Origin of the sequence: Lysobacter sp. GCM10012299, assembly GCF_042649405.1 — a bacterium.
Classification (GTDB): domain Bacteria; phylum Pseudomonadota; class Gammaproteobacteria; order Xanthomonadales; family Xanthomonadaceae; genus Lysobacter_J.
On sequence record NZ_JBHRZC010000001.1, the window covers coordinates 47084 to 70268 of the forward strand.

The window sequence follows — 23185 nt, forward strand, 5'->3', positions numbered from 1 at the left end:
GGTGTCCTCAGCTCGCCGCCAGGGTCCGCTTGGCCGCGGTGACGATACGCTCCACGCTGGGCAGGTACTTCATCTCCAGGCGGAACAGCGGGATGTGCGTGTCGTAGCCGGTGACGCGCTCGACCGGTGCGACCAGGTCGAACATCGATTCCTCGGCCAGGCGCGCGGCGATCTCTGCACCGAAGCCAGCGGTCTTGGGCGCTTCATGCACGATCACGCAGCGACCGGTGCGGCTGACCGATTCGGCGATCGTGGCGAAGTCGAGCGGACGCAGCGTCGCCACGTCGATGACCTCGGCACTGATGCCCTGCGCGGCGAGCTTCTCGGCGGCTTCGAGCGTTTCCTTCACCTGCGCGCCCCAGGTCACCAGGGTCACGTCGGTGCCGTCGCGCAGCACGTAGCACACGTCCAGCGGCAAGGCTTCGCCGTCGTCCGGCACCACTTCCTTGTACTGGCGGTAGATGCGCTTGGGCTCCATGAAGATCACCGGATCCGGTTCGCGGATCGCGGCCAGCAGCAGGCCGTAGGCGCGCGCCGGCGACGACGGCATGACCACGCGCAGGCCCGGCACGTTGGTGAAGATCGATTCGTTGGCTTCGCTGTGGTGCTCCGGGGCACGGATGCCACCGCCCCACGGCACGCGCAGCACCATCGGGCAGGTCAGGCGGCCACGCGTGCGGTAACGGAAGCGCGCGGCGTGGCAGATGATGTGGTCGACCATCGGGTAGACGAAACCGTCGAACTGCGACTCGGCGACCGGCTTCATGCCCTGCGCGGCGAGGCCGACGGTGAGGCCGGCAATGGTCGTTTCGTCGAGCGGCGTGTCGAGCACGCGCTCCGGGCCGAACTGCTGCTGCAGCCCGGCGGTGGCGCGGAACACGCCGCCGTTGACGCCGACGTCCTCGCCCAGCACCAGCACGGTGTCGTCGGCGCGCATCTCGTAGGCGAGGGCCTGGGTAATGGCTTCGATCAGCGTGATCGCGGTCGGCGTTGCCGGAGCGTTGGCCATGGCTGTCGACCCCTTGGTTGCTGCGGTCTTGATGGGATCCTCGACGCTCATCAGCGACCCTCCTGCGCCAGCACGTACGCGCGCTGTGCGGCGACGTCCGGCGGCATGTCGGCATAGAGGTAATCGAACATCGCCTCGACCGGCTGCACCGGCGTTTCCAGGTAGGCGTTGATCTCGACGTCGACGCGCTTGCCGCATTCCTCGGCCCAGGCCTTCTCCTCGGCCTCGCTCCACACGCCCTGCGCAATCAGGTACGTGCGCAGGCGGGTGATCGGCTCGCGTGTCCACGCCGACTTGACCTCGTCGTCCTCGCGATAGCGACGGGCGTCGTCGGCGGTGGTGTGGTCGTGCAGGCGGTAGGTCATGAACTCGATCACGCTGCCGCCTTCGCCGCTGCGGGCGCGCTCGCTGGCGCGGCGCATGCCTTCGAGCACGGCGATCAGGTCATTGCCGTCGACCTGCAGGCAGTGCAGGCCACCGGCCAGGCCCTTCTGCGCCAGCGTCTTGGCGCCGGTCTGCGCCGAGCGCGGCACCGAGATCGCCCAGCCGTTGTTGATCACGCACAGCACCAGCGGCAGCTTGTAGGCGCCGGCAGAATTCAGTGCAGCATAGAAGTCGGTCTTGGACGAACCGCCATCGCCGCAGCAGGCCACCGCCAGCTGCTTCTGCTTGCGCAGCTTGAATGCGAGCGCGGCGCCGGCGGCATGCAGGCACTGCGTGGAGATCGGCACGCACCAGGCGTAGTCGTGCTTCGGGCCGGAGAAGTCGTTGCCGCGCTCGTCGCCGCCCCAGTACAGCAGCACCTCGCGCGGCAGCACGCCGCGCATGAACTGCGCACCGTACTCGCGGTAGCTCGGCGCGAACACGTCGTCGGGCTGCATCGAAGCGCCGATGCCGATGTGCGTGGCTTCGTGGCCCAGGCAACTGGCATACGTGCCGAGCTTGCCGGTGCGCTGCAAGGCGATCGCCTTGCTGTCGAAGGTGCGCACGAACAGCATTTCCTTGAACAGTGGCAGCAGTGCCCTGGCATCGCGGAACGCGGCAGGAAGCTCCGCCACCGGCTTGCCGTCCGGGCCGAGGTATTGCAGGTATTCGATTTCGAAGGTCGCGGCGACCGTCATCGCGGAAGTCCTGGATGATGTGGAGGGAGTTCCGAACCGGCCGCGTGCCGGATCCAGTGCCGGCGCATCACCGCATCGGGTGGCTGGGCCCGGAAGACGCACCGGGCCTGGCTCCGCGGCGTCTGGTAGCCCCGAACACAGGCCTGGCCGACGCGCTTTCGCGAAGATCATAACCAAAGGCTTGTTAAGGGCCGTTGCGCGCTGCGACATGCATCTTTGCCGCAAAAAAGGTAGGTCCGCCCCATGCGCGGCCGCACGGCGGGGTATGGAGCAGGCCCAGGCGGCAGGCCTGGCGCCGCAAACGACAAGGGCGCGGTCGATGCCGCGCCCTTGCCGGTATTGCCCTGGTTTAGCGACCGATGCGCACCCGCACCACGTCGTGGTTGTTGCCAGCCTGGGGATCGGGCGTGGCCGCAGCGATGTCGGCACTGAACTCCAGCTCGGTGCCGCGACGCGGGCGGTCCGGTACCACGATCGCGAAGGCGAACCACTGTGTTCCGGTCGCCATCGCACCGCTGCGCTGGCATTGCGCGCGGAAGCCGGCATCGCCGGCCTCGCGCGTGCAGCTCCAGCCGCTGGGTGCGGCGACGGCCGCGGCGCCGGCGGCGACATTGCCTTCCAGCACCAGGCGTGCCTGCTGGGCGGCGTCCGGCCCGGCATTGCGAACTGGCACCAGGAAGGTCGCGATCGCGCCCTTGCGCACCGGCAGCGCGCCACCGGTGATCTGCACCGACAGGTCCGCGGCGGTGACCACGGTGACCTCGGCGGTCGCCTGGTTGTCGCCGTTGGCGCGGTCGCGGGTCTGCGAGCGCGCGGCCACGGCTATGTGCAGCGCGGTGCCATTGGCCAGGGCCGGAACTGCCGTGGTCAGGGCGAAGCTCGCGCTGCCCTGTGCGGCCAGGCTCGGCGCGGTGCAGGTGACGGTGGTGGTTGCCGCGGCCTGCACGGGTGCCGCGCAGGTCCAGTCGGCGGGCGCGGAGATCGCGGGCGTGAGCTGCGCATCGAACACGAAGGCGACCGCGGCCGATTCAGCGGCGTTGGGGCCGGCGTTGTCGACCGTGGCGGTCCACGTCGCGGTCTCGCCCGGGTGCAGCGATTGCGGCGAGCCGGTGGCAGTGACGACGAGGTCCGCGCTGCGGAACTGCGCCACCTCGATGCTCACCCGCACGGGGTCATGGTCGGACACGCGCATCGGCACCGTGCTGTCGCCGAAGTGATCGACGCCGAAGTCGGCGTTGATGCGCGCATGGTCGACGCGAACCTGCGTAGCGCCCATCACCAGCGCCTCGTTGACCAGCACGTGGTCCAGCGTCTGCGCGTTGCCCTGGTACACGTACGAGTAGCGGTCGGCGGGCTCGGCGATCAGCTGCGAGCCGTCGATCAGCGGCGTGACCAGCGGGCTGTCGACCCAGGTCAGCACCTGGTCGTTGGCCGCCGGCTCGCCCTTGACCACGCCGAGCACGTCGACATAACCGTCGTTGAACTCGAACGCGTTGAAGTCGCCGACCAGCACGATCTTCTCGTCCGGATGCGACTGCTGGATCGAGTTGACCAGGCCGGCCAGGTACGCCGCCTGCGCCGCGCGCTTGCCGCGCACCCGCGCACCGGTGCTGGTCCAGCCGTTGCTGCCCGGTTCCACGGAGTCGATGTCGCTGAGCGAACGCAGGTGGTTGACGATCACCGTGACCGGGTAGCTGGCACCGTTGTCCTGGTGGACGCGTGCGCGCAGCAGCAGCGGCGGGCGATCGTTGAGCAGGCTGGTGCTGCCGTCCGGGTTGGCCAGCGTTGCATCCTTGCCGTACTGCACCACTTCGTCCACCTCGACACGGGCGACGCCGGCGCCGTTGTCGCGCGTGGCGACGAGGAAGCCGACATTGATGCCGCCGATGTCGTTGCCCTGCACCAGGAACGGCACGTAGCCCGGCGCGCGCGCGCAACTGCCGTTGAGGCGATCGGCCAGCAGGCCGAGCACGCGCAGGTTCTCGACTTCGACCACGCCGAGGATGTCGGGCGTCTTGAGGTAGTCGCAGATCGCCGAGGCCGTCTTGGCCAGGCGCCTGGCCACGGCTTCGGGCTTGATCGTCGGCGCGCCGTTGTTGTCGGCGATCTCGTCGAAGAAGCGCAGCAGGTTGAAGCCGCCGACGGTGACCGTGTCGTAGGCCGGATCGGTGACCGCCTCGGGTGCGCGACCGCCGCTGGCGACCGGCGCACTGGCCGTGTCGGGCAGCAGCGCCCAGGTGCCACCGAAGTAGTCGAGCACGCCGACCATCGCGCTGACCTGCGCACCGGTGTCGACGTCGAGGGCGAACGCGCCGACCTGGCCGCGACTGCGCACCATCAGGCGTTCCTGGTTGGTGTCGAACAGCGGCGGGTTCTTGCCTGCGGGCAGGCTGGCCAGCGCTGCGTCCATCACGCCGATGCCCGGTTCGCGGAATGGCGTGGCGATGCCGGGCAGGGTGACGTAGAACACGCCGTCGCCGCTGGAGGTCGCGTCATCTTCGTCGATGCGGCCTTCCGACGGGCCGACGACCACGGTGCTGCCAACGCTGACGCGCATCGCTTCGAGCCGTTCGAGCGTGCCCGGCGTAGCGGTCGTGGCGAGGTCGGCCGTCGTCAGTTCGATGGCTGCCGGCAGCGCGACTGCACTCTGCAGCAATTCGACGCTCGGCCCGGTGATCTCGGTGACGCTGAGCTGGTTGACGTTGGTGGCCGGCACGAACTCCTCGACCAGGCCGGTCACGCGCACGCGGTTGCCGACGGCGGCGCTGGCCGGCGGTGCCGAGTTGGTATAGACGAACACGGCATCGGATGTGTCCGGGTTGCCGTCGTCGTTGCTGCTTTGCAGGAAGAACCCATTGTTGAAGCGCTGTGCGGTGACCACGCCCTCGGTCACCACGCGCTTGCCCACATGGGCCGAACGCAATGCCGTGCCCTGGATCTGGGCGATCGTCAGGGGCAGGGCAGGGTCGGGTTGCGGCGGCGCCGAACCACTGTTGCGCGGCGTCGGCGCGGCGGCGATGAAGTCGGCCGCATTGTCGTCGCTGTCGGTCGCGCCGTTGTCCTTGCGCAGGGCCGCGGTGGCCGCGCTCAGTCCCGGCGCCGGCGCGCTGCCTTCGAAGAAGTTGGCATTGCCATAGCCGACCAGGTCGACGATGAGTGCCCGCTGCTGCGGCGTGCAAGGCGTACTGCCACCGTTGCAGGCGAGGGCGGTGGTGGACTGCACCAGCGCGACCTTGCCGGCGCTGGCCGACATGTTGGCCGGGCCTGTGGCGTCGGGCGCGGGCAATGGCGCACCCGTGGCTCCGCCGGTCATCTGCACCAGGAAGTACTGGCCCGGCTGCAGCGAGAAGGCCGGCAACACGGTCAGGCCGGAAAAGTTGCCGGTGCCGGTGGCGCTGGCGTACTGCACCGACAGCCCTGCCAGCGCGACTGCGCTGGTGCCGCGATTGCGCAGTTCGACGAAGTCGTTGCTGAAGGGCGGGCTGGCACCACCGCCGCCGCCGTAGACCTGGCTGATCACTACTTGTGCGTCGACACCGCCGGCCACGGCCAGCAGTGCTGCCAACGCAAGCGTCCTGGCCGCACCGCGGCCCGTGCTCTTGTCCATGAGAATCCCCGTTGTAGGCCTGCCATGGCCCCCCGTGCAGGCCGGCGGATTGTGCCGGAACGGGTATTGCAGTGGGGTGACGGGCCGATGCGGTACCCTTTTGGCCCCCCAGCCGGCGCCTTTGCCGGCCCACGACGAGCCTGCAATGACGGTCGAGAAGAACGAGCGCGAACTGGAAGCGAGCATCCACACCGATCTGTCCGGGCGGATGACCTATTCCGGCTACCTGCAGCTGGACACCCTGCTGTCGGCGCAACAGCGCCTGTCCAATCCGCCGCACCACGACGAGCTGCTGTTCATCGTCCAGCACCAGGTGTCGGAGCTGTGGATGAAGCTGATGATCCACGAGCTCAAGTCGGCGATCGCGCACCTGCGCGAGGATCGCCTCGGCGAGTGCCAGAAGATCTTCGCGCGCTGCAAGAACATCCTGCGCCAGCTGACCGAGATGTGGTCGGTGCTGGAGACGCTGACGCCGTCGGAGTACATGGAGTTCCGCGAGATCCTCGGGCCGTCGTCGGGCTTCCAGTCGCTGCAGTACCGCACCATCGAATTCCTGCTCGGCAACAAGAACGCGGCGATGCTCAAGGTCTTCGGCCACGACGCCAAGGCCGAGGCGAGCCTGCGCGAAGTGCTCGAGTCGCCGAGCCTGTACGACGAGGCGCTGCGCTACCTGGCGCGCCACGGCCATGCCGTGCCGGCACGCCACGTCGAGCGGGACTGGTCGCATGCGCACGTCGCCGACCCGGAACTGCTGCCGGTGTTCGAGCGCATCTACGAAGACACCGACGCGCACTGGCAGGCCTACCACCTGTGCGAGGACCTGGTCGACCTGGAAAGCCAGTTCCAGCTGTGGCGCTTCCGCCACATGCGCACGGTGATGCGCATCATCGGCTTCAAGCGCGGCACCGGCGGTTCCAGCGGCGTGGGGTTCCTCAAGCAGGCGCTGGAGCTGACCTTCTTCCCCGAGCTGTTCGACGTGCGCACGATGATCGGCGCCGGCGGCAGCTACGGCGCGACGCCGGGGTAAGCCGTGGCGACGCGCGTGCACGACTGCGTCGGCGCGTTCATCGTGAAGGATGGCGAGGTGCTGCTCGGCCTGCGCAGCGACGACTGCGACTGGCTGGCCGGGGCGTGGGACGTGTTCGGCGGCCACATCGAGCCGGGCGAGACTGCGGATGACGCGCTGCGGCGCGAACTCGACAAGGAGCTGGGCATCGCCCCCACGCGCATGCGCTACCTGGACGCCATCCGCGGCGATGCGCCGCAGCCATGGCACCTGCGCCTGTATGTCATCGAGGCCTGGGATGGCACCCCTGAGAACCGGCAGGAGCATTCGGCGCTGTCCTGGAGCACGCTGGACCAGGCTCAGGAGCGCCTGGCGGCCGCGCATCCGGACTTCCCGCGCCTGCTGGCCCAGGCCCTCGGCGGCGATGGAGCACTGTCCTGATCTGGCGGAATCAATTGCCCCATAGGGCTCGGCCCCTGTCTGCGTAAGTGCGACCGCTATTCAGCTTGGATGCTGCGCTGCAGCACATTCCGGCCGGGCTTCACGCAGGTTTGACGAGACCCCCCTCAGCCGGTAAATCTCCCCGGTCCCGTGCCAGCCGGCGTGGGTTTTTCCTTTTTTCAGTATTTTGATTTTCAGGGGATACCGCATGAGCGGAACCGCTATACCTACGCCCGGCCAGGCCGCACCCATCCCGGAGTTCAAGCAGACGCTGGGGCATCCCAAGCCGCTGTGGATGCTCTTCATGACGGAGTTCTGGGAGCGCTTCGCGTTCTACGGCATCCGCTGGGCCCTGGTGCTGTACATCGTCGCCCAGTTCTACGGTGGCGATGCCGCGGGCGAGGCTCCGGCCAACCGCGTCTACGGCGCCTACCTGGCGCTGGTGTACGCCGCGGCGATCTTCGGCGGCTACATCGCCGACCGGGTGCTGGGCTACCAGCGGTCGATCCTGCTCGGCGCGGTGATCATGGCCGCGGGCCTTTTCATGATCGCGCTTCCCAACGAGGCAATCTTCAAGCTCGGCCTGGCCACGATCGTGGTCGGCAACGGACTGTTCAAGCCGAACATCTCGACGATGGTGGGCAAGCTCTACAGCCCCACCGACGAGCGCCGCGATTCGGGCTTCACCATCTTCTACATGGGCATCAACCTGGGCGCGATGCTGGCCCCGCTGCTGACCCAGTACCTGGCGCGCAAGATCTTCGGCACCGACACCATGCCGGCCTACAAGGTCGTGTTCATGGCCGCCGGCGTCGGCATGCTGATCAGCCTGGTGTGGTTCTGGTTCGGTCGTCGTGGCCTGGAAGGCATCGGCCGTCCGCCGGTGACCGGCGAGGACAAGCGCAAGGTGCTGTACGTGCTGATCGGCGCGCTGCTCGCGATCCCGGTCGTGTACTTCCTGCTGGCCATGGGCGCCGACGCGCTGCAGGGCGTGCTGACGGCGATGTTCCTGGGCCTGTGCGGCATGCTGCTGGTGGAAGCCTTCCGTGAAGGCCCCGTCCAGCGCGACCGCTGCATCGCGATGCTGATCATCTTCACCTTCAACATCCTGTTCTGGATGTTCTTCGAGCAGGCGGGCAGCTCGTTCACCTTCCTCGCCGACAAGATCGTCGACCGCGACATCTTCGGCGGTGGCCTGGCCGACCTGGTGTATTCGATGAGCGGCGAGCGCGTCTTCCCGACCGCCTGGTTCCAGAGCGTCAACTCGGTGGCGATCATCACCATGGCACCGCTGATCGCCTGGATCTGGGTGAAGCTGGGCCGCGCCAATCCGTCGATCCCGCGCAAGTTCGGCCTGGGCCTGATCTTCAACGGCCTGGCGTTCCTGCTGCTGATGTTCGCGCTGTCGAAGCTGGTCACCGCGGCCGGCCTGATCCCGTTCTGGACGCTGTTCGCGGTCTACTGGATCCAGTCCATCGGCGAGCTGTGCCTGTCGCCGATCGGCCTGTCGATGGTGACCAAGCTGGCGCCGATGCGCCTGGTCGGCTTCGGCATGGGCGGCTGGTTCCTGTCGACCGGCATGGGCAACAACCTGTCGGGCATCTTCGCCGGCCACGTCAGCGGCGAAGGCGGCATGACCCAGGCCTCGGCCCTGAGCGGCTACACCTTCGGCTTCTGGGCACTGCTCGGCGCCGGCGTGCTGCTGTTCCTGATCGCACCGCTGGTGCAGAAGTTGATGCACGGCGTCAAATAACCGTCATCCCGGCGAAAGCCGGGATCCAGTTTGACGTTGAACCAAAGCGGCGGCCTCCGGGCCGCCGTTTTCATTTGCTGCCCCATGACGGCCCTTAGAGCCCCACCCGCGTAAGGTAACGGCCTTCGCTACGCCGGACCCCTGACATGCCGCAGCCGTCCCCGCTGACCCGTGCCGAAAGCAGCGACTACACCTTCACCTCGCGCCATGCCGACGTGATGGCCTTCATCGACGCACTGGCGGCACGCAACGACCCGCGCCTGCACGTCACCGATTTCGGCCAGACCCCGGAAGGCCGCACGCTGCCGCTGCTGGTGCTGTCGGCAACCGGCGTCACCACCCCGCAGCAGGCGCGCCAGCTTGGCCTGCCGGTGGTGCTGGTGATGTGCGGCATCCACGCCGGCGAAGTCGAAGGCAAAGAAGCCGGGTTGATGTTCGTGCGCGACCTGCTCGACGGTGCTCACGGCGACCTGCTGGAACGCATGACGCTGCTGCTGGTGCCGCTGTTCAACGCCGATGGCAACGAGCGCATCGACCCGGAGAACCGCCGCCTCGACATCGCCCATTTCACCGGCCAGCTCGGCCCCGACAGCGGCGTCGGCACGCGCGTGAATGCCGCCGGCATCAACCTCAATCGCGACTACATGCGCCAGCAGGCGCCGGAGATGCGCCTGCTGCAGACGCGGGTGATGCACCCGTGGAACCCGCACCTGAGCATCGACTGCCACGCCACCAACGGCTCGATCCACCGCTTCGACCTGACCTACGACATCCCGCACACGGTGCTGAGCGGGCGCAGCGAGCCGATCGAGTACATGCGCGGGCAGCTGCTGCCGGCAGTGACCGCGGCGGTCAAGGCGAACGACGGCCGCGACACGTTCTACTACGGCAACTTCCTGCGCGACGAAGGCGGCGAGGGCAGCGGCTGGATCACCTACACCCACCATCCGCGCTTCGGCGGCAACTACCGTGGGCTGTGCAACCGCCTCGACCTGTTGCTGGAAACCTACGCCTACATCAGCTTCGAGCAGCGCGTGCTGACCACCTATGCGTTCATCCGCGAAACGCTCGCGTACGTGGGCGAGCACGGCGCCCAGATCGTGGAGCTGCTTGCCAATTGCGAGATGCCGCCGGACGACATCGCGGTGAGCTACCGGCTGGAGCCATTCGATGACCTCGAAGTCGAGGTGCTCACGCGCCAGCCATACATGCTGGAAGGCGACCCGATCGCGGTGAAGGTGCCCTACATCGGTCGCTTCGTTGCCGAGCACGTGGTGCAGCGCCCACTGGCGTACGCGATACCCGAGGACGTCGCCGCCCGGCTGGAAGGCCATGGCCTGGTGATCGAGCGGCCGCCCGTGCCGCCGCAGCTCGATGCCGAGATCGCCACGGTGACCGCGCACGGCGCATCGGCGGGGCGCGAGATACTGGAAGCGGACGAAGTCCCCGTGCTGGAGGCGGAGTACCGGCGCGAGAAACGCGCATTGCCGAAAGGCTGGGCACTGGTGCGCACCGAGCAGCAACGCGGTGCGGTCGCGGTGTACCTGTGCGAGGCCGGCAGCGACGACGGCCTGCTGGCCTGCCAGTGGATCGATACGCCTGGCGTCGGCAGCGAGTTCCCGGCGTGGCGCGTGCGCGCGATCGAGCACGCCTGACGTTGCAGACCGTGCAGGTCAGGATTCCAGCGTGGTGTCGAGCAGCCCGTAGCGCCGGTTGAATGCACCCAGTGCGTGGATGACCGCCGCCATCGCTTCCTGCTCGATGGCGCTGAGATAGGGATTCCACAGGTCGAAGATCAGCACCACGCGCGTGTGCTCGCTCTTGTTCCAGGCCTCGTGCACGAACGAGTCATCGAAGACCAGGCATTGCCCTTCCTGCCAGGGTCGCGCTTCGCGTGCCACCGCCAACGCGCCGCAATCGGGCGGCACCAGCAGCGGCAGGTGCACGGTCAGGCGGCCGTTGATGACGCCGGTGTGCGGGGTGATGTGCGCGCCCGGGCGCAGTACCGAGAACATCGCTTCCGGGCCGTGGTCGGGCACGCGGTGCAAAGGCAGGGCATCGAGCGCGGCGGCGGTGACCGGGCAGCGCCGGCAATGCGCGTCGATGCGCTCGCCATGGCGGTAGAAGTGGTAAGCGCTCCATTTCAACGAGCGGTTGAGCTCGCCCATGAACTTCGCGCCGGGCGCATCGTCGGGCATGTCGACGTAGGGCCGCAGCTCGGTCTCCTCGGTCAGCACGGCCAGCATCTCGTCGCGGATCCGGTCGGTCTGGTCCTCGATCGCGGACAGGAACGGGAACATCTCGCGCTTGAACCACGGCAGGTCCGGAAGGCCCGGTACAAACAGGAACGTGGGGCGCTGCAGCGGGTGCGGCGGCGGCTCCGGGTTGGCCGAGAAGAACCGTTCGAACGCGCGATGGATGCGCCGCAGTTCGCCGCGGCCGCAGCGCGAGCGCAGCTCCTGCAGGATCGAGGTGACGATGCGGGCGCGTTCCTGCTGGGTGGCCACGTTGGCTTCCAGCAGGTGTTGGTGGGTGTCGGCAGCCAGCCGCTCCGGCTGTCGCAGGTAACCCTGGCGGTCGGCGTCGCCCAGTGCGCGCACGCGCAACGCCAGCGCGCCGGCTGCATCGCCGAGCTGTGCCCGGGCGTTGGCCAGCCACAGCTGCGCGGGCACCGAGCCGGGTTGCAGCTGCAGTGCCGTCGACAGTTCGTCGCTGGCTTCGCCGGCGCGGCCGCTGGCGGACAGCGCTGCGCCCAGGTCGAAGTGCAGCTGTGCCGACTGCGGATGGTGGCGGAGTCCCTGTTCCGCCCATCGGCAAGCGCTCGCGCCATCGCCGCGCAGTCGCGCCTGGGTGGACAGGAAGCTCAAGGTCTCGGCATGGTCCGGCAACGCGGCGACGATCTGCTCGGCCAGCTCCTGGGCGCCGGGGAGGTCGCCCTTGGCCTGGGCTTCGGCGAACAGGACCAGCAGTTGCGCGGCTTCTGGCGGGACGGAAGCGATCGGGGCGGTCATGGAGACGGTGGACGATGCGGTGCGTCAGTAAGTCGAGTCCGACTCGGCACGAAGCTCCAGTTCGTCGAGGCGGTCGAGCAACCGGAACAGCAGGGCGCGCTCGGCCTCGTCGATGCCCTGCAGCAGGCGCCGCTCGAACTCCAGCGCCAGCGGGGCGACTTCGTCGTAGATGCCGTAACCGGCCTCGGACAGGCGCAGCACAGAGCGGCGCCGATCGTCGCCATGGATCTCGCGCTGCAGGCGGCCGGCTTCGAGCAGGCGGGCGACCGCGCGGCTGACGGCGACCTTGTCCATCGCCGTGCGCTGGGCGACCTCGTTGGCCGACAGGTCGGGGTAGCGGCCCAGTACGGCCATGACCCGCCATTCGGTGATGCTCAGGGCGAAGCGCTCGGTGTAGATGCGCGCAATCGTGCCGCTGACGCGGTTGCTGAGCACCGACAGGCGGTACGGCAGGAAATGCTCGAGGTCGAGCTGGGCGTGATCCGGGCCTTGCTGGCTGGGGCGGGCCTGTCCTGGGCGTGACTGACCGGGGCTGGGTTCGTTCATTTGCTGCAAAGGGCCTTGATTATGGTTTCAATTGAAACTATAACGGCCTCTTCTGATCCAGGCCGTCCCCAGCGGGCGTCGCCGCTACCTGAGAACAATGCCATGAATGTGCAGCCCAACCTCGGCATGCAAGTCACCACGTTCGAAAATCCGCTCGGCATCGACGGGTTCGAGTTCGTCGAATTCGCCGCCCCGGCCGGCCAGGGCGAGCTCCTGCACGACTATTTCCGCAAGCTCGGCTTCACCGCCGTGCTGCACCACAAGACGCGCCCGATCACCGTCTACCGCCAGGGCGGGGTGAACTTCCTGGTCAACGAAGACCCGGACAGCTTCGCCGCCGAGTTCGCCGCCAAGCACGGCCCCAGCGCCTGCGGCTTCGCGATCCGCTTCAAGAAGCCGGCCACCGAGGTGTTCGCCACGGTCATCGGCAACGGCGGCGAAGCGATCACCGACAACGCCGACAGCCGCGCCGTGGATGCGCCGGTGGTCAAGGGCATCGGCGACTGCATGCTGTACCTCGTCGACCGCTACGGCAGCGCCGGTTCGATCTACGACGGCGACTACCTGCCGGTGCAGGGTGCCGACCAGGACCCGAAGGGCTTCGGCCTGACCTTCATCGATCACCTGACCCACAACTTGTACTTCGGCAACATGCAGCAGTGGTCGGACTACTACGAGCGTCTCTTCAACTTCCGCGAGATCCGCTACTTCGACATCAAGGGCGCCAAGACCGGCCTGGTGTCGAAGGCGATGACGGCGCCGGACGGCATCGTCCGCATCCCGCTCAACGAGTCGTCGGATCCGAAGTCGCAGATCAACGAATACCTCGACGCCTACAAGGGCGAGGGCATCCAGCACATCGCCTGCTTCACCGACAACATCTACGACACGGTCGAAGCCATGCGCGAGCAGGGCGTCGAGTTCCTCGACACGCCCGAGACCTACTTCGACGTGATCGACCAGCGCGTGCCCAACCACGGTGAGGACGTGCCGCGCCTGGCGCGCAACAAGATCCTCATCGACGCCGACCCGGAAACCCACCAGCGCAAGCTGCTGCAGATCTTCACCCAGAACGCGATCGGCCCGATCTTCTTCGAGATCATCCAGCGCAAGGGCAATGAAGGCTTCGGCGAGGGCAACTTCCAGGCGCTGTTCGAGAGCATCGAGCGCGACCAGATGCGTCGCGGCGTGCTGTAAGGTTCGACTGCCACCAGGTCCTCACTCCAACCAAGCGACGCCTGCATGACGATCCGCAGCAACGGCTACCAATCCGGTTTCGGCAACGAGTTCGCCAGCGAGGCCGTCGCCGGCTCGCTGCCGCAGGGGCGCAACTCGCCGCAGCGCGTTGCGCACGGGCTCTACGCCGAACAGTTGTCGGGCACGGCGTTCACCGCGCCGCGCCACGCCAACCGGCGCAGCTGGCTGTACCGCATCCGCCCGGCGGCGATGCACGGCACGTTTGCGCCGTACGAGCAGCCGCGCTTCCACAACGACTTCGGTGACGGTCCGGTGCCGCCGGACCAGCTGCGCTGGAATCCGCTGCCGCTGCCGCAGCAGCCCGTCGATTTCGTCGACGGTCTGTTCACCATGGCCGGCAACGGTTCGCCGGCCGGGCAGCATGGCGTCGGCATCCACCTGTATGCCGCCAATCGCGACATGCACGGCCGCTACTTCTACGACGCCGACGGCGAACTGCTGATCGTGCCGCAGCAGGGGCGCCTGCACATCGCCACCGAGTTGGGCGTGATCGAGATCGAACCGCAGCAGATCGCGGTGATCCCGCGCGGCGTGCGCTTCTCGGTCTCGCTGCCCGATGACGTGGCGCGTGGCTACATCTGCGAGAACTTCGGCGCGATGCTGCAGTTGCCCGACCTCGGCCCGATCGGCAGCAACGGCTTGGCCAACTCGCGCGACTTCCTCACGCCGAACGCGGCCTATGAAGACGTGGAAGGCGAGTTCGAACTGATCGCCAAGTTCCAGGGCCACCTGTGGCGCGCCGACATCGGCCACTCGCCGCTGGACGTGGTGGCATGGCACGGCAACTACGCACCCTGTCAGTACGACCTGCGCCGCTTCAACACCATCGGATCGATCAGCTACGACCATCCCGACCCGAGCATCTTCCTGGTGCTGCATTCGCCCAGCGATACGCCGGGCACCAGCAACCTGGATTTCGTGATCTTCCCGCCGCGCTGGCTGGTGGCGCAGGACACGTTCCGTCCGCCGTGGTTCCACCGCAACATCGCCAGCGAGTTCATGGGCCTGGTGCACGGTGCCTATGACGCCAAGGCCGAAGGCTTCTCGCCGGGCGGCGCTTCGCTGCACAACTCGATGAGCGGGCACGGGCCGGATGCGGCGACGTTCGAGAAGGCCAGCGCCGCCGACCTGGGCAAGCCGGATGTGATCGCCGACACGATGGCGTTCATGTTCGAGACCCGCGCGGTGATCCGGCCGGCGCAGCAGGCTTTGCAGGCCGCGCACCGCCAGCGTGATTACCAGGCGTGCTGGGCCGGTTTGAAGAAGCACTTCAGCGCCGACTGATCACGCGTCCTGCATGGCGCTTGCATGCCCCGCGCCTATGCGCCACGTTCACGGCCGACGCGTAGGCTGCCCCACTTGCCTTGATTCTTGTGGAGCAGTGCCGGTGAAGTGGTGGTTGTCCCTGGTGGTGGTGGGCCTTGCGGCGTGCGGCGAACGCGCCGCCCACGCGCCTGCCGTTGCAGCACCCGCCGCATCGGCGACTGTTGCACCCCAGGCGACAGTCGCTCCGGCGCCCAGGCCCGAGGCCGTCGCCCCGTTGAAGGGCGCGATGCCGGCACCCGGCACGATTGGTTTCGCCGGATTCGGTCCGGCGCACTTCGGCGCCAGCGACGAACAAGTGCGGATGGCGTGGGGCACGGACCTGGGCGACGAGAAACCCGCGGAACCAGGCGGCTGCTATTACCTGCTGCCGCAGGCGCGCACTGCAAACGGTTACCGCGTGGGCTTCATGATCGAGCAGGACCGCTTCGCGCGCGTGGACGTCGACGCGATCGACATCGAGGCGCCGGGCGGCGGCAAGGTCGGAATGAGCACCCGGGACATCGACCGGCTTTATGCCGGCCGTGTCAGCAAGCAACCGCACAAGTACATCGACGGCGGCCAGTACCTGCGCGTCGTCGATGCGGCGGCTGGCCCCGGCGTATTGCTCTTCGAGACCGATGCCAAGGGTGTGGTCAGCTCGTGGCGCATCGGCGTCCCGCCGCAGATCGATTACGTGGAAGGATGTTCCTGAGACGCGTTGCTGGACGCGAGCAGGCCCAGTAGGCATAGAATCGCCGGTCGATTCGTGTTGACACCGGGGGGATGGACGCGATGTTTGAAGCGATGGGCTGGTTCGTACTGGGTTTGGTGCTGCTTGCACTGGGTGGCGACTCGATCGTCAAGGGTGCTTCCGGCCTGGCGCAGCGCGTGGGCGCCTCGCCGTTCGTCGCCGGCCTGGTGCTGGTGGCCTTCGGTACCTCGTTGCCGGAGCTGGCGGTCAACCTGCAGGCCATCCTGCGCGGGCAGCCGGCGCTGGCGCTGGGCAATGCCGTCGGCAGCAACGTCGCCAACTTCGGCCTGACCCTGGGCGCCGCCGCGCTGATCACGCCGGTGGTGCTGCGCTGGCGTGCGCTGGCACCGATGCTGCTGATGCTGCTCGCCGGCACGCTGGCCGTGGTGCTTATGGGCATGGACGGCGTGCTGTCGCGCGTCGACGGACTGATCCTGATCGTCGCCTTCGTCGCCGTGGTGGCGTTTGCCGCGGCGCGCACGCGGCGCGAGTCGCCCGAGCTGCAGGATGCGATCGCCGCCTTCGCGCGCACCAGCAGCGACCTCTGGCTGAACCTGCTGCGCTTCGCGATTGCGGCCGTGCTGCTGTACTTCGGCTCCAAGCTGGTGGTGGACAGTGCGCCGACGATCGGTGAAGGCCTCGGCATGGGCACGCTGCTGACCGGCCTGCTGCCGGTGGCCATCGGCACGGCGCTGCCCGAAGTCGCAGCGGCCGTCGCGGCGGCACGACGCGGCCAGGGCGACATCGTCGCCGGCCACGTCATCGGCGCCAGCCTTTTCAACCTGCTGGTCGTGATCGGCGGCATGGCCCTCATCGACGGCTCGCTGGCATTGCCGGAATCGTTCGTGCGTTTTGAGTTGCCCGCCGCTGGCGTGTTCGCGCTGATGCTCTACCCGATGCTGCGCGGCGACCTGCGCGTGAGCAAGAACGAAGGCGCGGCATTGCTGATCGCCTTCCTGGCGTGGGTGGCCTTCGAGATGCTGGTGATGCGCGCCTGACGGGCCGCCGACTCGCGGTCGCTATACTGCCGCGATGAACGAACCAGCCCGTGCCCACGCCCGGTCCGCGAACTCACCGCGCGGTCTGCGTGCCCTGAGCGAATTCTTCCGCCTCGAAGCGGCCGGCGGCATCATGCTGATCGGCGCGGCGGTGCTTGCGATGATCGCGGCCAACTCGCCGCTGGCCACGGCATACGACGCCTTCCGCGACATGCCGGTGCAGGTGCGGGTGGGCAGTCTGGACATCGCCAAGCCGTTGCTGCTGTGGATCAACGACGGGCTGATGGCGATCTTCTTCCTGCTGGTCGCGCTGGAGATCAAGCGTGAATCGCTGAGCGGCCAGCTCGCCAGCCGCGACCAGCTGGTCCTGCCGATGGTCTGCGCCTTCGCCGGCGTGGCCGTGCCGGCGCTGCTGTTCACCGCCTTCAACCACGACAACGCGCAGGCCATGCGCGGCTGGGCGGTGCCGACGGCGACCGACATCGCCTTCGCCCTGGGCGTGCTGGCCCTGCTCGGCTCGCGCGTGCCCAGCGGCATGAAGCTGCTGTTGTCGACGATTGCCGTGGTCGACGACCTGATCGCGATCATCATCATCGCGCTGTTCTATTCGCATGGCCTGTCGATGGTGGCGCTGGCCTGGGCCGGCGCGGCGATCGCCGGCATGTTCCTGCTCAACCGTCGCGGCGTGCGCGCACTGGCCCCGTACCTGCTGCTGGGCGTGGTGCTGTGGGTGTGCGTGCTCAAGTCCGGCGTCCACGCCACGCTCGCCGGCGTCGTAACCGGCCTGATGATCCCGCACGTCGACCGCAACAATGCCGTCGACGACGAGGTCGAGCATTCGCCGCTGGAATCGCTGGAACACGCACTGCATCCGTGGGTGGCCTACGCGATCCTGCCGCTGTTCGCCTTCGCCAACGCCGGCCTGGTGCTGGGCGGGCTGAGCATGGACGACATGCTCTCGCCGCTGCCGATGGGCGTGGTGATCGGACTGTTTGTCGGCAAGCCGGTCGGGATAGTGACGGCCGCATTGCTGATGCGCGCGCTGGGCTGGTCGCGCTTCCCGGACGGCATGGACCTGCGCGCGATGCTCGGCCTGGGCGTGATGTGCGGCATCGGCTTCACCATGAGCCTGTTCATCGGGTCACTGGCTTACAACGATCCGATGCTCTACGAGGAAGCCGTGCTTGGCGTGCTGCTCGCCTCGCTGGTGTCGGCGCTGATCGGATACTTCTGGCTGCGCTTCACGCTGCCTGCGCGCACGCAGGCGGTGGGCTGACGATGCGAAAGGCACTGGTATTCGGCGCGAGTGGCCAGATCGGCTTTCCGCTGCTGGGACGCCTGCAGGGCGATGGCTGGAGCGTGACCGCGGTATCGCGCGCGCCCCAGTCCGACGAGCCCGGCCTGCAGTGGCTGCGCGGCGATCTCGACCACGTCCCGGGTCTTCCCGGCCGTGTCGACGCGATTTTCAGCTGCGGTCCGCTCGATGCGTTCGCCAGGTGGTACGGCGCATCGTCGATCGAGGCCGCGCGGGTGATTGCCTTCGGCTCGACCAGTGTCGAGGTCAAGCGCGGCTCGGCCGATGCCGCCGAGCGCGACGTCGCCCAGCGCCTGCGCGAAGGCGAGGATCGCCTCTTCGCGGCGGCCGGCACGCGCGGCGCCGCCGCGACCGTGTTGCGGCCGACGCTGGTGTACGGGGCAGGGCGCGATGCCACGCTGACGCGCATCGCCCATCTCGCCCGGCGCTGGCGGCGGTTTCCGCTGCCGCGCGGCGCCGATGGGTTGCGGCAGCCGGTGCATGTCGATGACCTGGCCGCCGCCGCGTTCGCCTGCCAGGGCGTCGCTGCTGCACATGGCCGTGCCTACGCATTGCCTGGCGGCGAAACACTGAGCTATCGCGACATGGTCGCGCGCGTGCTGGCCTGCCTGCAGCCGCCGCCGACGCTGGTCGAGCTGCCGTCGCCGATGTTCGACCTGGCGTTGCTGGTGGCGCAGCTGACCGGTCGCGGGACCGGACTGGGCGAGGCCGCGGTCCGCCGCATGCGCAGTGATCAGGTGTTCGACATGGCGCCGGCCCAGCGCGACTTCGGTTATTCGCCGCGACTGTTCCGCCCGCGCGCCGAGATGTTCGAGCCGCGCGCCGAAGACGCCTGAAACGGCGTCCGCGCCTGCAGTTCGCGCCTACATTTCCTCTGCAGGCGCCACGGGCCGCGTCTTGCGCAGCGCACGCAATGCGATCAGCAACACGCCGCCCAGCACCATCGCACCGCCGAGCAGCAGCCGCGGACCCGGGCGATCGCCCCAGTACGCCACGCCAAGGCCAATGGCCAGCACCGGTACCAGCAGCAGCCACGGCGTCACCTGTGCGACCGGGTAGCGCTGCACCAGCACGTAGTAGAGGCCATGGCCCAGCAGTGACGAGACGAAGGCGGCATACGCCGCGCCAGCCCAGCCGACCCAGCTGACATGCGGCAGTTGCGCGATCGCACCCGGTTCCAGCCAGGCGCTGATCGCGACCAGCGGCAACACGCTGAACACCGCCGTCCAGCCCTGTTGGCTGACCACGTCGAGGCCGCGCAGCCCCTTCATCAACACCGTGCCCACGGCGAGGAACGCCGCCGACACCAGCATCAGCACCAGCGCCATCGGCCGGTCGAGGACGATCGGGTCGAAGCCCAGCACGAGCACGCCGGCAAAGCTCACCGCGATGGCCAGGCCGGTGCGCCAGGCGAAGCGTTCGCCCAGCCACCACCACGCCAGCAGCGTCGTCATCGGCACGTAGCTCTGCATCACGATCGCCGGCGACGACAGGTCGCCGGCGAGCTTCAGCGCGGTGAAGCTCAGGCCGAAGTGCAGCACGCCGATGCACAGGCACACCGCGACCAGGCGCGGCCACTGGCCCGGTGCCGGCCGTTTGAGCATCCACACCAGCGGCATCGCCAGCAGGGCGAAGCGCAGCGCGGTGAACAGGAACGGCGGGATCTCGCGCATCGCCAGCGCGGAGGTCAGGAAGTTGACCGCCCAGGCGACGACGACGAGCAGGACGAGGACGAGATCGCGCGGGGTCATGAACTTCGTTCGTCATCCCCGCTTTCGCGGGGATGGCAAGTCAACGTCAGTACGACCAGCCCAGCTTCCGGTACAGCTTCGCCAGCACCCATGCCGGCCCGATCAGCAGATAGCGCAGGTCGGTGAAGAAGCTCGGGCGCTTGCCCTCGTACAGCTTGCTGTGGCCGATGAACTGGCCTATCCAGGCGACCACGAACACGCCCACGCCCAGCCACAGCAGCGTGCCGGTGCCAAAGCGGTCATGGATCCAGCCGGTCGCCAGGCCCATCAGCAGGTAGACGAAGGCCATGCCCAGGCCGAGTGCGCGCGAGGCCCGGTAGTAGAAAAGCACGCTGGCCAGCATCGCCAGTCCGGCCCAGAAGCCGGCGCGGAACAACGTGCCAGGCGCGGGGATGCACCACAGCAGCGCGATCACGCTCCACAGGATCGCCGGCACGCAGATCACGTGGATGAGCTGGTTGGTGGCATTGCGATGGTCGCCGGAGTAGTTGGCGAACCACTGATCAATCTGGCGTTGCGATGACCCGGTCGTCGAGTCGGCTGCGGTGTTCATGGCGTCCCTCCCAGGCGCGCTCGGCCCCGCTCAATGCGGGACCGAATGGGAGGATAACTTAGGAAGCCGATGTCACGCCGGCTGCGGCGCATCGATGCTGATGCCGGCCAGCTTCTGCAGCGCTTCGGCGTACTTGGCGCGGGTGCGCTCGATCACCGACGCCGGCAGCGCCGGGCCGGGCGGGGTCTTGTCCCAGCCGAGCGTTTCCAGGTAGTCGCGCACGAACTGCTTGTCGTAGCTCGGCGGGCTGGTGCCGACTTCGTACTGGTCGGCCGGCCAGTAACGCGACGAGTCCGGCGTGAGCATCTCGTCCATCACGTACAGGCGGCCATCGGCATCCAGGCCGAACTCGAACTTGGTGTCGGCCAGGATGATGCCGCGCTGCGCGGCGTGGTCGCGCGCGTACTTGTACAGGCGCAGCGTTGCGTCACGCACCTGCTCGGCCAGGTCGGCGCCGACGGTGCGCACGGCGGTGTCGAAGTCGATGTTCTCGTCGTGGTCGCCGACGGCGGCCTTGGTCGACGGAGTGAAGATCGGCTCGGGCAGCATTTCCGCCTGGCGCAGGCCGTCGGGCAGGGCGATGCCGCTGACGCGACCGGTGCGCTGGTAGTCCTTCCAGCCGCTGCCGATAAGGTAACCGCGCGCGATGCACTCGATCGGCACCGGCTTCAGGCGACGGGTCACCACGGCGCGCTTGGCGTACAGCGCGGTGTCGATGCCGGCCGGCAGCACCGAGGCGACATCAATGCCGGTGAGGTGGTTGCGGATGATGTGTTCGGTCTTGCCGAACCAGAAGTTGCTGATCTGGCAGAGCATCTCGCCCTTGCCCGGGATCGGGTCGGGCAGGACCACGTCGAAGGCGGACAGGCGATCGGTGGCGACCATCAGCAGGCATTCGCCGGCACCGGCGGGCAGCCGCTCGGCAGGCAGGTCGAACACGTCGCGGACCTTGCCGCGGTGGCGCAGGCTCAGGCCCGGCAGGTCGGATTGCAGCAGTGTCGTGGACAACGCAAAACCCTCTGGATATGCACGCATGCCCCGCCGCACACCACAGCCCGGAACTCTGGACGTGAACTCCGCCAAGAGTCCGCGCATGCGCGCGACAGGGCCGGCCAGTGTACGCCGGCTTGGCACGACGTGCAGGTACACTGGCGACCGGTCTGGACGGGTGTCCGGGAAGGCGGCCGCCGGGGTCGCGGGGAGGACGATGAAACGCTGGTACGGCAAGCTGTTGGGCTTCTTCGCCGGAGCCGCCCTGTTCCGCACCAACCCGCTCTTTGGCGCCCTGGTGGGGCTGCTGATCGGGCATGCCTTTGACATCGACTGGTTCAGGCTGCGCCGGGACAACCCGTACGCCGCCCTGGGCCTGACCTCCGACGCCTCCGACGCCGAGGTCGACCAGGCCTACCGGCGGCTGATCTCGCAATACCACCCCGACCGCATGGCCGGCGCCGCCGCCGAGCTGCGCCAGCAGGCCGAGGCGCGGGCGCGCGAGATCAACCAGGCCTACGACCGCATCAAGTCCCTGCGCCAGCGCAGGTAAGCCCGGCCGTCCCCCAAGCCTTCCCCCGAGCGCCGGGGAGCAGGCAGACTCAAGGCAACAGGAACCCCCATGCAATCGACCGTCATCGCCCCGTCCATCCTTTCGGCCAACTTCGCCCGACTCGGCGAGGAGGTCGACAACGTGCTCGCCGCCGGCGCCGACTGGGTCCATTTCGACGTGATGGACAACCATTACGTGCCCAACCTCACCATCGGCCCGCTGGTCTGCGAGGCGCTGCGCAAGCATGGCGTCACCGCGCCCATCGACGTGCACCTGATGGTCGAACCGGTCGACCGCATCGTTCCGGATTTCGCCAAGGCCGGCGCCAGCCTGATCAGCTTCCACCCCGAAGCCAGCGCACACGTGCACCGCACCGTGCAGCTGATCAAGTCGCATGGCTGCCAGGCCGGGCTGGTGCTGAATCCGGCCACGCCCATCGACGTGCTGGACTGGGTGCTCGAAGACCTCGACATGGTGCTGCTGATGTCGGTCAACCCGGGCTTCGGCGGGCAGAGCTTCATTCCGTCGGCGCTGGAAAAGCTGCGCCGCGTGCGCCAGATGATCGACCGCACGGGCAAGCCGATCCGGCTGGAGATCGACGGCGGCGTCAAGGCCGACAACATCGCCGAGATCGCGGCCGCTGGCGCCGATACCTTCGTCGCCGGATCGGCGATCTTCAACGCACCCGACTACGCCGACGTGATCGGCAAGATGAAATCAGCCGTCAACGGAGTGAGGGCAAAATGAACACCTGCGACCTGTGCGATCTCCATGACGCGCAGGTGCGCGTGCTCGACCTGCCGCTGCGTGATTTCGGCGGCCGCCTGGCCTTCAACGGCCTGGTCAGCACGATCCGGGCCGACGAGGACAACTCGCGCGTGCGCGAAGCGGTGGCCGAGCCGGGGCAGGGCAGGGTGCTGGTGGTCGACGCCGGCGGTTCCACCCGCCGCGCGATGCTCGGCGACCTGCTCGCCGCCAAGGCCGCGGAGAACGGCTGGGCCGGCGTGGTGGTGTTCGGCGTGATCCGCGACAGCGGCGCGATCGGCGGGCTCAACCTGGGCGTCAAGGCGCTGGGCGTGTGCCCGCGCAAGACCGACAAGCTGGGCGAGGGCGAACGCGATGTCGACGTCGAATTCGGCGGCATCCGGATCCGCCCGGGCGACTGGCTGTGCGCCGACGAGGATGGCGTGGTCGTGGCCGATACCGACCTGCGCTGAG

Annotated in this window: 21 protein-coding genes; 13 read left to right on the top strand and 8 right to left on the bottom strand. The window is 68.2% G+C overall.

Annotated features, from left to right (window positions below; all coding sequences use genetic code 11):
* Positions 1-7: 7 nt before the first annotated feature.
* The 3 genes from ACFOPO_RS00285 to ACFOPO_RS00295 all read right to left on the bottom strand — a co-directional run bounded on the left by ACFOPO_RS00285 (position 8) and on the right by ACFOPO_RS00295 (position 5737).
* Positions 8-1009: an alpha-ketoacid dehydrogenase subunit beta gene (locus tag ACFOPO_RS00285; RefSeq protein WP_386701216.1), complete on the bottom strand. Its 1002-nt coding sequence runs from the start codon at positions 1007-1009 to the stop codon at positions 8-10.
* Between the two features lie 50 nt (positions 1010-1059).
* A complete protein-coding gene (pdhA, locus tag ACFOPO_RS00290) occupies positions 1060-2130 on the bottom strand; it encodes a pyruvate dehydrogenase (acetyl-transferring) E1 component subunit alpha (protein WP_386699815.1) in 1071 nt (356 codons plus the stop codon).
* Positions 2131-2479: 349 nt separating this feature from the next.
* Positions 2480-5737, bottom strand: coding sequence for a lamin tail domain-containing protein (locus ACFOPO_RS00295; RefSeq protein WP_386699816.1), 3258 nt, complete (start codon positions 5735-5737; stop codon positions 2480-2482).
* Between the two features lie 145 nt (positions 5738-5882).
* On the opposite strand from ACFOPO_RS00295, the gene ACFOPO_RS00300 reads away from it, so the two are divergent.
* From ACFOPO_RS00300 to ACFOPO_RS00315, 4 genes are all read left to right on the top strand, one after another.
* Positions 5883-6764, top strand: coding sequence for a tryptophan 2,3-dioxygenase (locus ACFOPO_RS00300; RefSeq protein WP_386699817.1), 882 nt, complete (start codon positions 5883-5885; stop codon positions 6762-6764).
* Between the two features lie 3 nt (positions 6765-6767).
* The gene (locus tag ACFOPO_RS00305; protein WP_386699818.1) at positions 6768-7184 is read left to right on the top strand and encodes an NUDIX hydrolase; all 417 of its coding nucleotides are present in this window, start codon (positions 6768-6770) and stop codon (positions 7182-7184) included.
* A gap of 208 nt (positions 7185-7392) precedes the next feature.
* Positions 7393-8937, top strand: coding sequence for a peptide MFS transporter (locus ACFOPO_RS00310; RefSeq protein WP_386699819.1), 1545 nt, complete (start codon positions 7393-7395; stop codon positions 8935-8937).
* Positions 8938-9083: 146 nt separating this feature from the next.
* Positions 9084-10592 carry a M14 family metallopeptidase gene (locus ACFOPO_RS00315; RefSeq protein WP_386699820.1) on the top strand — a complete coding sequence of 503 codons (1509 nt, stop codon included), beginning with the start codon at positions 9084-9086 and terminating at the stop codon, positions 10590-10592.
* 18 nt (positions 10593-10610) lie between these two features.
* On the opposite strand, the gene ACFOPO_RS00320 is transcribed toward ACFOPO_RS00315, so the two are convergent.
* Entirely contained in the window at positions 10611-11948 is a 1338-nt protein-coding gene (locus ACFOPO_RS00320) for an aspartyl/asparaginyl beta-hydroxylase domain-containing protein (RefSeq protein WP_386699821.1), read from the bottom strand.
* A gap of 24 nt (positions 11949-11972) precedes the next feature.
* Positions 11973-12494: a MarR family winged helix-turn-helix transcriptional regulator gene (locus ACFOPO_RS00325; protein WP_386699822.1), complete on the bottom strand. Its 522-nt coding sequence runs from the start codon at positions 12492-12494 to the stop codon at positions 11973-11975.
* Positions 12495-12596: 102 nt separating this feature from the next.
* Here ACFOPO_RS00325 and hppD point away from each other — a divergent pair, with 102 nt between their 5' ends.
* The 6 genes from hppD (at position 12597) to ACFOPO_RS00355 (ending at position 18956) form a co-directional block, all read left to right on the top strand.
* Positions 12597-13691, top strand: coding sequence for a 4-hydroxyphenylpyruvate dioxygenase (gene hppD / locus ACFOPO_RS00330; protein ID WP_386699824.1), 1095 nt, complete (start codon positions 12597-12599; stop codon positions 13689-13691).
* Between the two features lie 45 nt (positions 13692-13736).
* Positions 13737-15035: a homogentisate 1,2-dioxygenase gene (gene hmgA / locus ACFOPO_RS00335; RefSeq protein WP_386699826.1), complete on the top strand. Its 1299-nt coding sequence runs from the start codon at positions 13737-13739 to the stop codon at positions 15033-15035.
* Positions 15036-15138: 103 nt separating this feature from the next.
* Entirely contained in the window at positions 15139-15768 is a 630-nt protein-coding gene (locus ACFOPO_RS00340) for a hypothetical protein (protein ID WP_386699828.1), read from the top strand.
* Between the two features lie 80 nt (positions 15769-15848).
* Positions 15849-16805, top strand: coding sequence for a sodium:calcium antiporter (locus ACFOPO_RS00345; RefSeq protein WP_386699829.1), 957 nt, complete (start codon positions 15849-15851; stop codon positions 16803-16805).
* A 34-nt stretch (positions 16806-16839) separates the two neighbouring features.
* Positions 16840-18081 (top strand): Na+/H+ antiporter NhaA, encoded by a 1242-nt coding sequence (nhaA, locus tag ACFOPO_RS00350; RefSeq protein ID WP_386699831.1) that lies wholly within the window; start codon positions 16840-16842, stop codon positions 18079-18081.
* A 2-nt stretch (positions 18082-18083) separates the two neighbouring features.
* Entirely contained in the window at positions 18084-18956 is an 873-nt protein-coding gene (locus ACFOPO_RS00355) for an NAD-dependent epimerase/dehydratase family protein (RefSeq protein ID WP_386699833.1), read from the top strand.
* Between the two features lie 27 nt (positions 18957-18983).
* Here the strand turns inward: ACFOPO_RS00355 and ACFOPO_RS00360 are convergent, their stop codons facing one another.
* The 3 genes from ACFOPO_RS00360 to ACFOPO_RS00370 all read right to left on the bottom strand — a co-directional run bounded on the left by ACFOPO_RS00360 (position 18984) and on the right by ACFOPO_RS00370 (position 21432).
* Positions 18984-19871 (bottom strand): DMT family transporter, encoded by an 888-nt coding sequence (locus ACFOPO_RS00360; RefSeq protein ID WP_386699835.1) that lies wholly within the window; start codon positions 19869-19871, stop codon positions 18984-18986.
* Positions 19872-19917: 46 nt separating this feature from the next.
* Positions 19918-20424, bottom strand: a complete 507-nt coding sequence (locus tag ACFOPO_RS00365) for a DUF962 domain-containing protein (RefSeq protein ID WP_386699837.1) — start codon at positions 20422-20424, stop codon at positions 19918-19920.
* Positions 20425-20496: 72 nt separating this feature from the next.
* Positions 20497-21432 (bottom strand): phosphoribosylaminoimidazolesuccinocarboxamide synthase, encoded by a 936-nt coding sequence (locus ACFOPO_RS00370; protein ID WP_386699838.1) that lies wholly within the window; start codon positions 21430-21432, stop codon positions 20497-20499.
* A 199-nt stretch (positions 21433-21631) separates the two neighbouring features.
* Between ACFOPO_RS00370 and ACFOPO_RS00375 the strand changes: the two genes are divergently transcribed.
* From ACFOPO_RS00375 to rraA, 3 genes are all read left to right on the top strand, one after another.
* Positions 21632-21967 carry a DnaJ family molecular chaperone gene (locus tag ACFOPO_RS00375; protein WP_386699839.1) on the top strand — a complete coding sequence of 112 codons (336 nt, stop codon included), beginning with the start codon at positions 21632-21634 and terminating at the stop codon, positions 21965-21967.
* A gap of 69 nt (positions 21968-22036) precedes the next feature.
* A complete protein-coding gene (gene rpe / locus ACFOPO_RS00380; protein ID WP_386699841.1) occupies positions 22037-22714 on the top strand; it encodes a ribulose-phosphate 3-epimerase in 678 nt (225 codons plus the stop codon).
* On the top strand, positions 22711-23184 hold the full coding sequence (gene rraA / locus ACFOPO_RS00385; RefSeq protein ID WP_158733909.1) for a ribonuclease E activity regulator RraA: 474 nt from the start codon (positions 22711-22713) through the stop codon (positions 23182-23184). Before rpe ends, rraA begins: the two co-directional genes overlap by 4 nt.
* The last annotated feature ends 1 nt before the right edge of the window (position 23185 follow it).

Coding starts and splice junctions, on each gene's coding strand:
- ACFOPO_RS00365 (WP_386699837.1), bottom strand. CDS start 20,424: ATGAACACCGCAGCCGACTCGACGACCGGGTCATCGCAACGCCAGATT.
- hmgA (WP_386699826.1), top strand. CDS start 13,737: ATGACGATCCGCAGCAACGGCTACCAATCCGGTTTCGGCAACGAGTTC.
- ACFOPO_RS00345 (WP_386699829.1), top strand. CDS start 15,849: ATGTTTGAAGCGATGGGCTGGTTCGTACTGGGTTTGGTGCTGCTTGCA.
- hppD (WP_386699824.1), top strand. CDS start 12,597: ATGAATGTGCAGCCCAACCTCGGCATGCAAGTCACCACGTTCGAAAAT.
- nhaA (WP_386699831.1), top strand. CDS start 16,840: ATGAACGAACCAGCCCGTGCCCACGCCCGGTCCGCGAACTCACCGCGC.
- ACFOPO_RS00295 (WP_386699816.1), bottom strand. CDS start 5,737: ATGGACAAGAGCACGGGCCGCGGTGCGGCCAGGACGCTTGCGTTGGCA.
- ACFOPO_RS00315 (WP_386699820.1), top strand. CDS start 9,084: ATGCCGCAGCCGTCCCCGCTGACCCGTGCCGAAAGCAGCGACTACACC.
- rraA (WP_158733909.1), top strand. CDS start 22,711: ATGAACACCTGCGACCTGTGCGATCTCCATGACGCGCAGGTGCGCGTG.
- ACFOPO_RS00320 (WP_386699821.1), bottom strand. CDS start 11,948: ATGACCGCCCCGATCGCTTCCGTCCCGCCAGAAGCCGCGCAACTGCTG.
- pdhA (WP_386699815.1), bottom strand. CDS start 2,130: ATGACGGTCGCCGCGACCTTCGAAATCGAATACCTGCAATACCTCGGC.
- rpe (WP_386699841.1), top strand. CDS start 22,037: ATGCAATCGACCGTCATCGCCCCGTCCATCCTTTCGGCCAACTTCGCC.
- ACFOPO_RS00355 (WP_386699833.1), top strand. CDS start 18,084: ATGCGAAAGGCACTGGTATTCGGCGCGAGTGGCCAGATCGGCTTTCCG.
- ACFOPO_RS00375 (WP_386699839.1), top strand. CDS start 21,632: ATGAAACGCTGGTACGGCAAGCTGTTGGGCTTCTTCGCCGGAGCCGCC.
- ACFOPO_RS00285 (WP_386701216.1), bottom strand. CDS start 1,009: ATGGCCAACGCTCCGGCAACGCCGACCGCGATCACGCTGATCGAAGCC.
- ACFOPO_RS00310 (WP_386699819.1), top strand. CDS start 7,393: ATGAGCGGAACCGCTATACCTACGCCCGGCCAGGCCGCACCCATCCCG.
- ACFOPO_RS00360 (WP_386699835.1), bottom strand. CDS start 19,871: ATGACCCCGCGCGATCTCGTCCTCGTCCTGCTCGTCGTCGTCGCCTGG.
- ACFOPO_RS00325 (WP_386699822.1), bottom strand. CDS start 12,494: ATGAACGAACCCAGCCCCGGTCAGTCACGCCCAGGACAGGCCCGCCCC.
- ACFOPO_RS00300 (WP_386699817.1), top strand. CDS start 5,883: ATGACGGTCGAGAAGAACGAGCGCGAACTGGAAGCGAGCATCCACACC.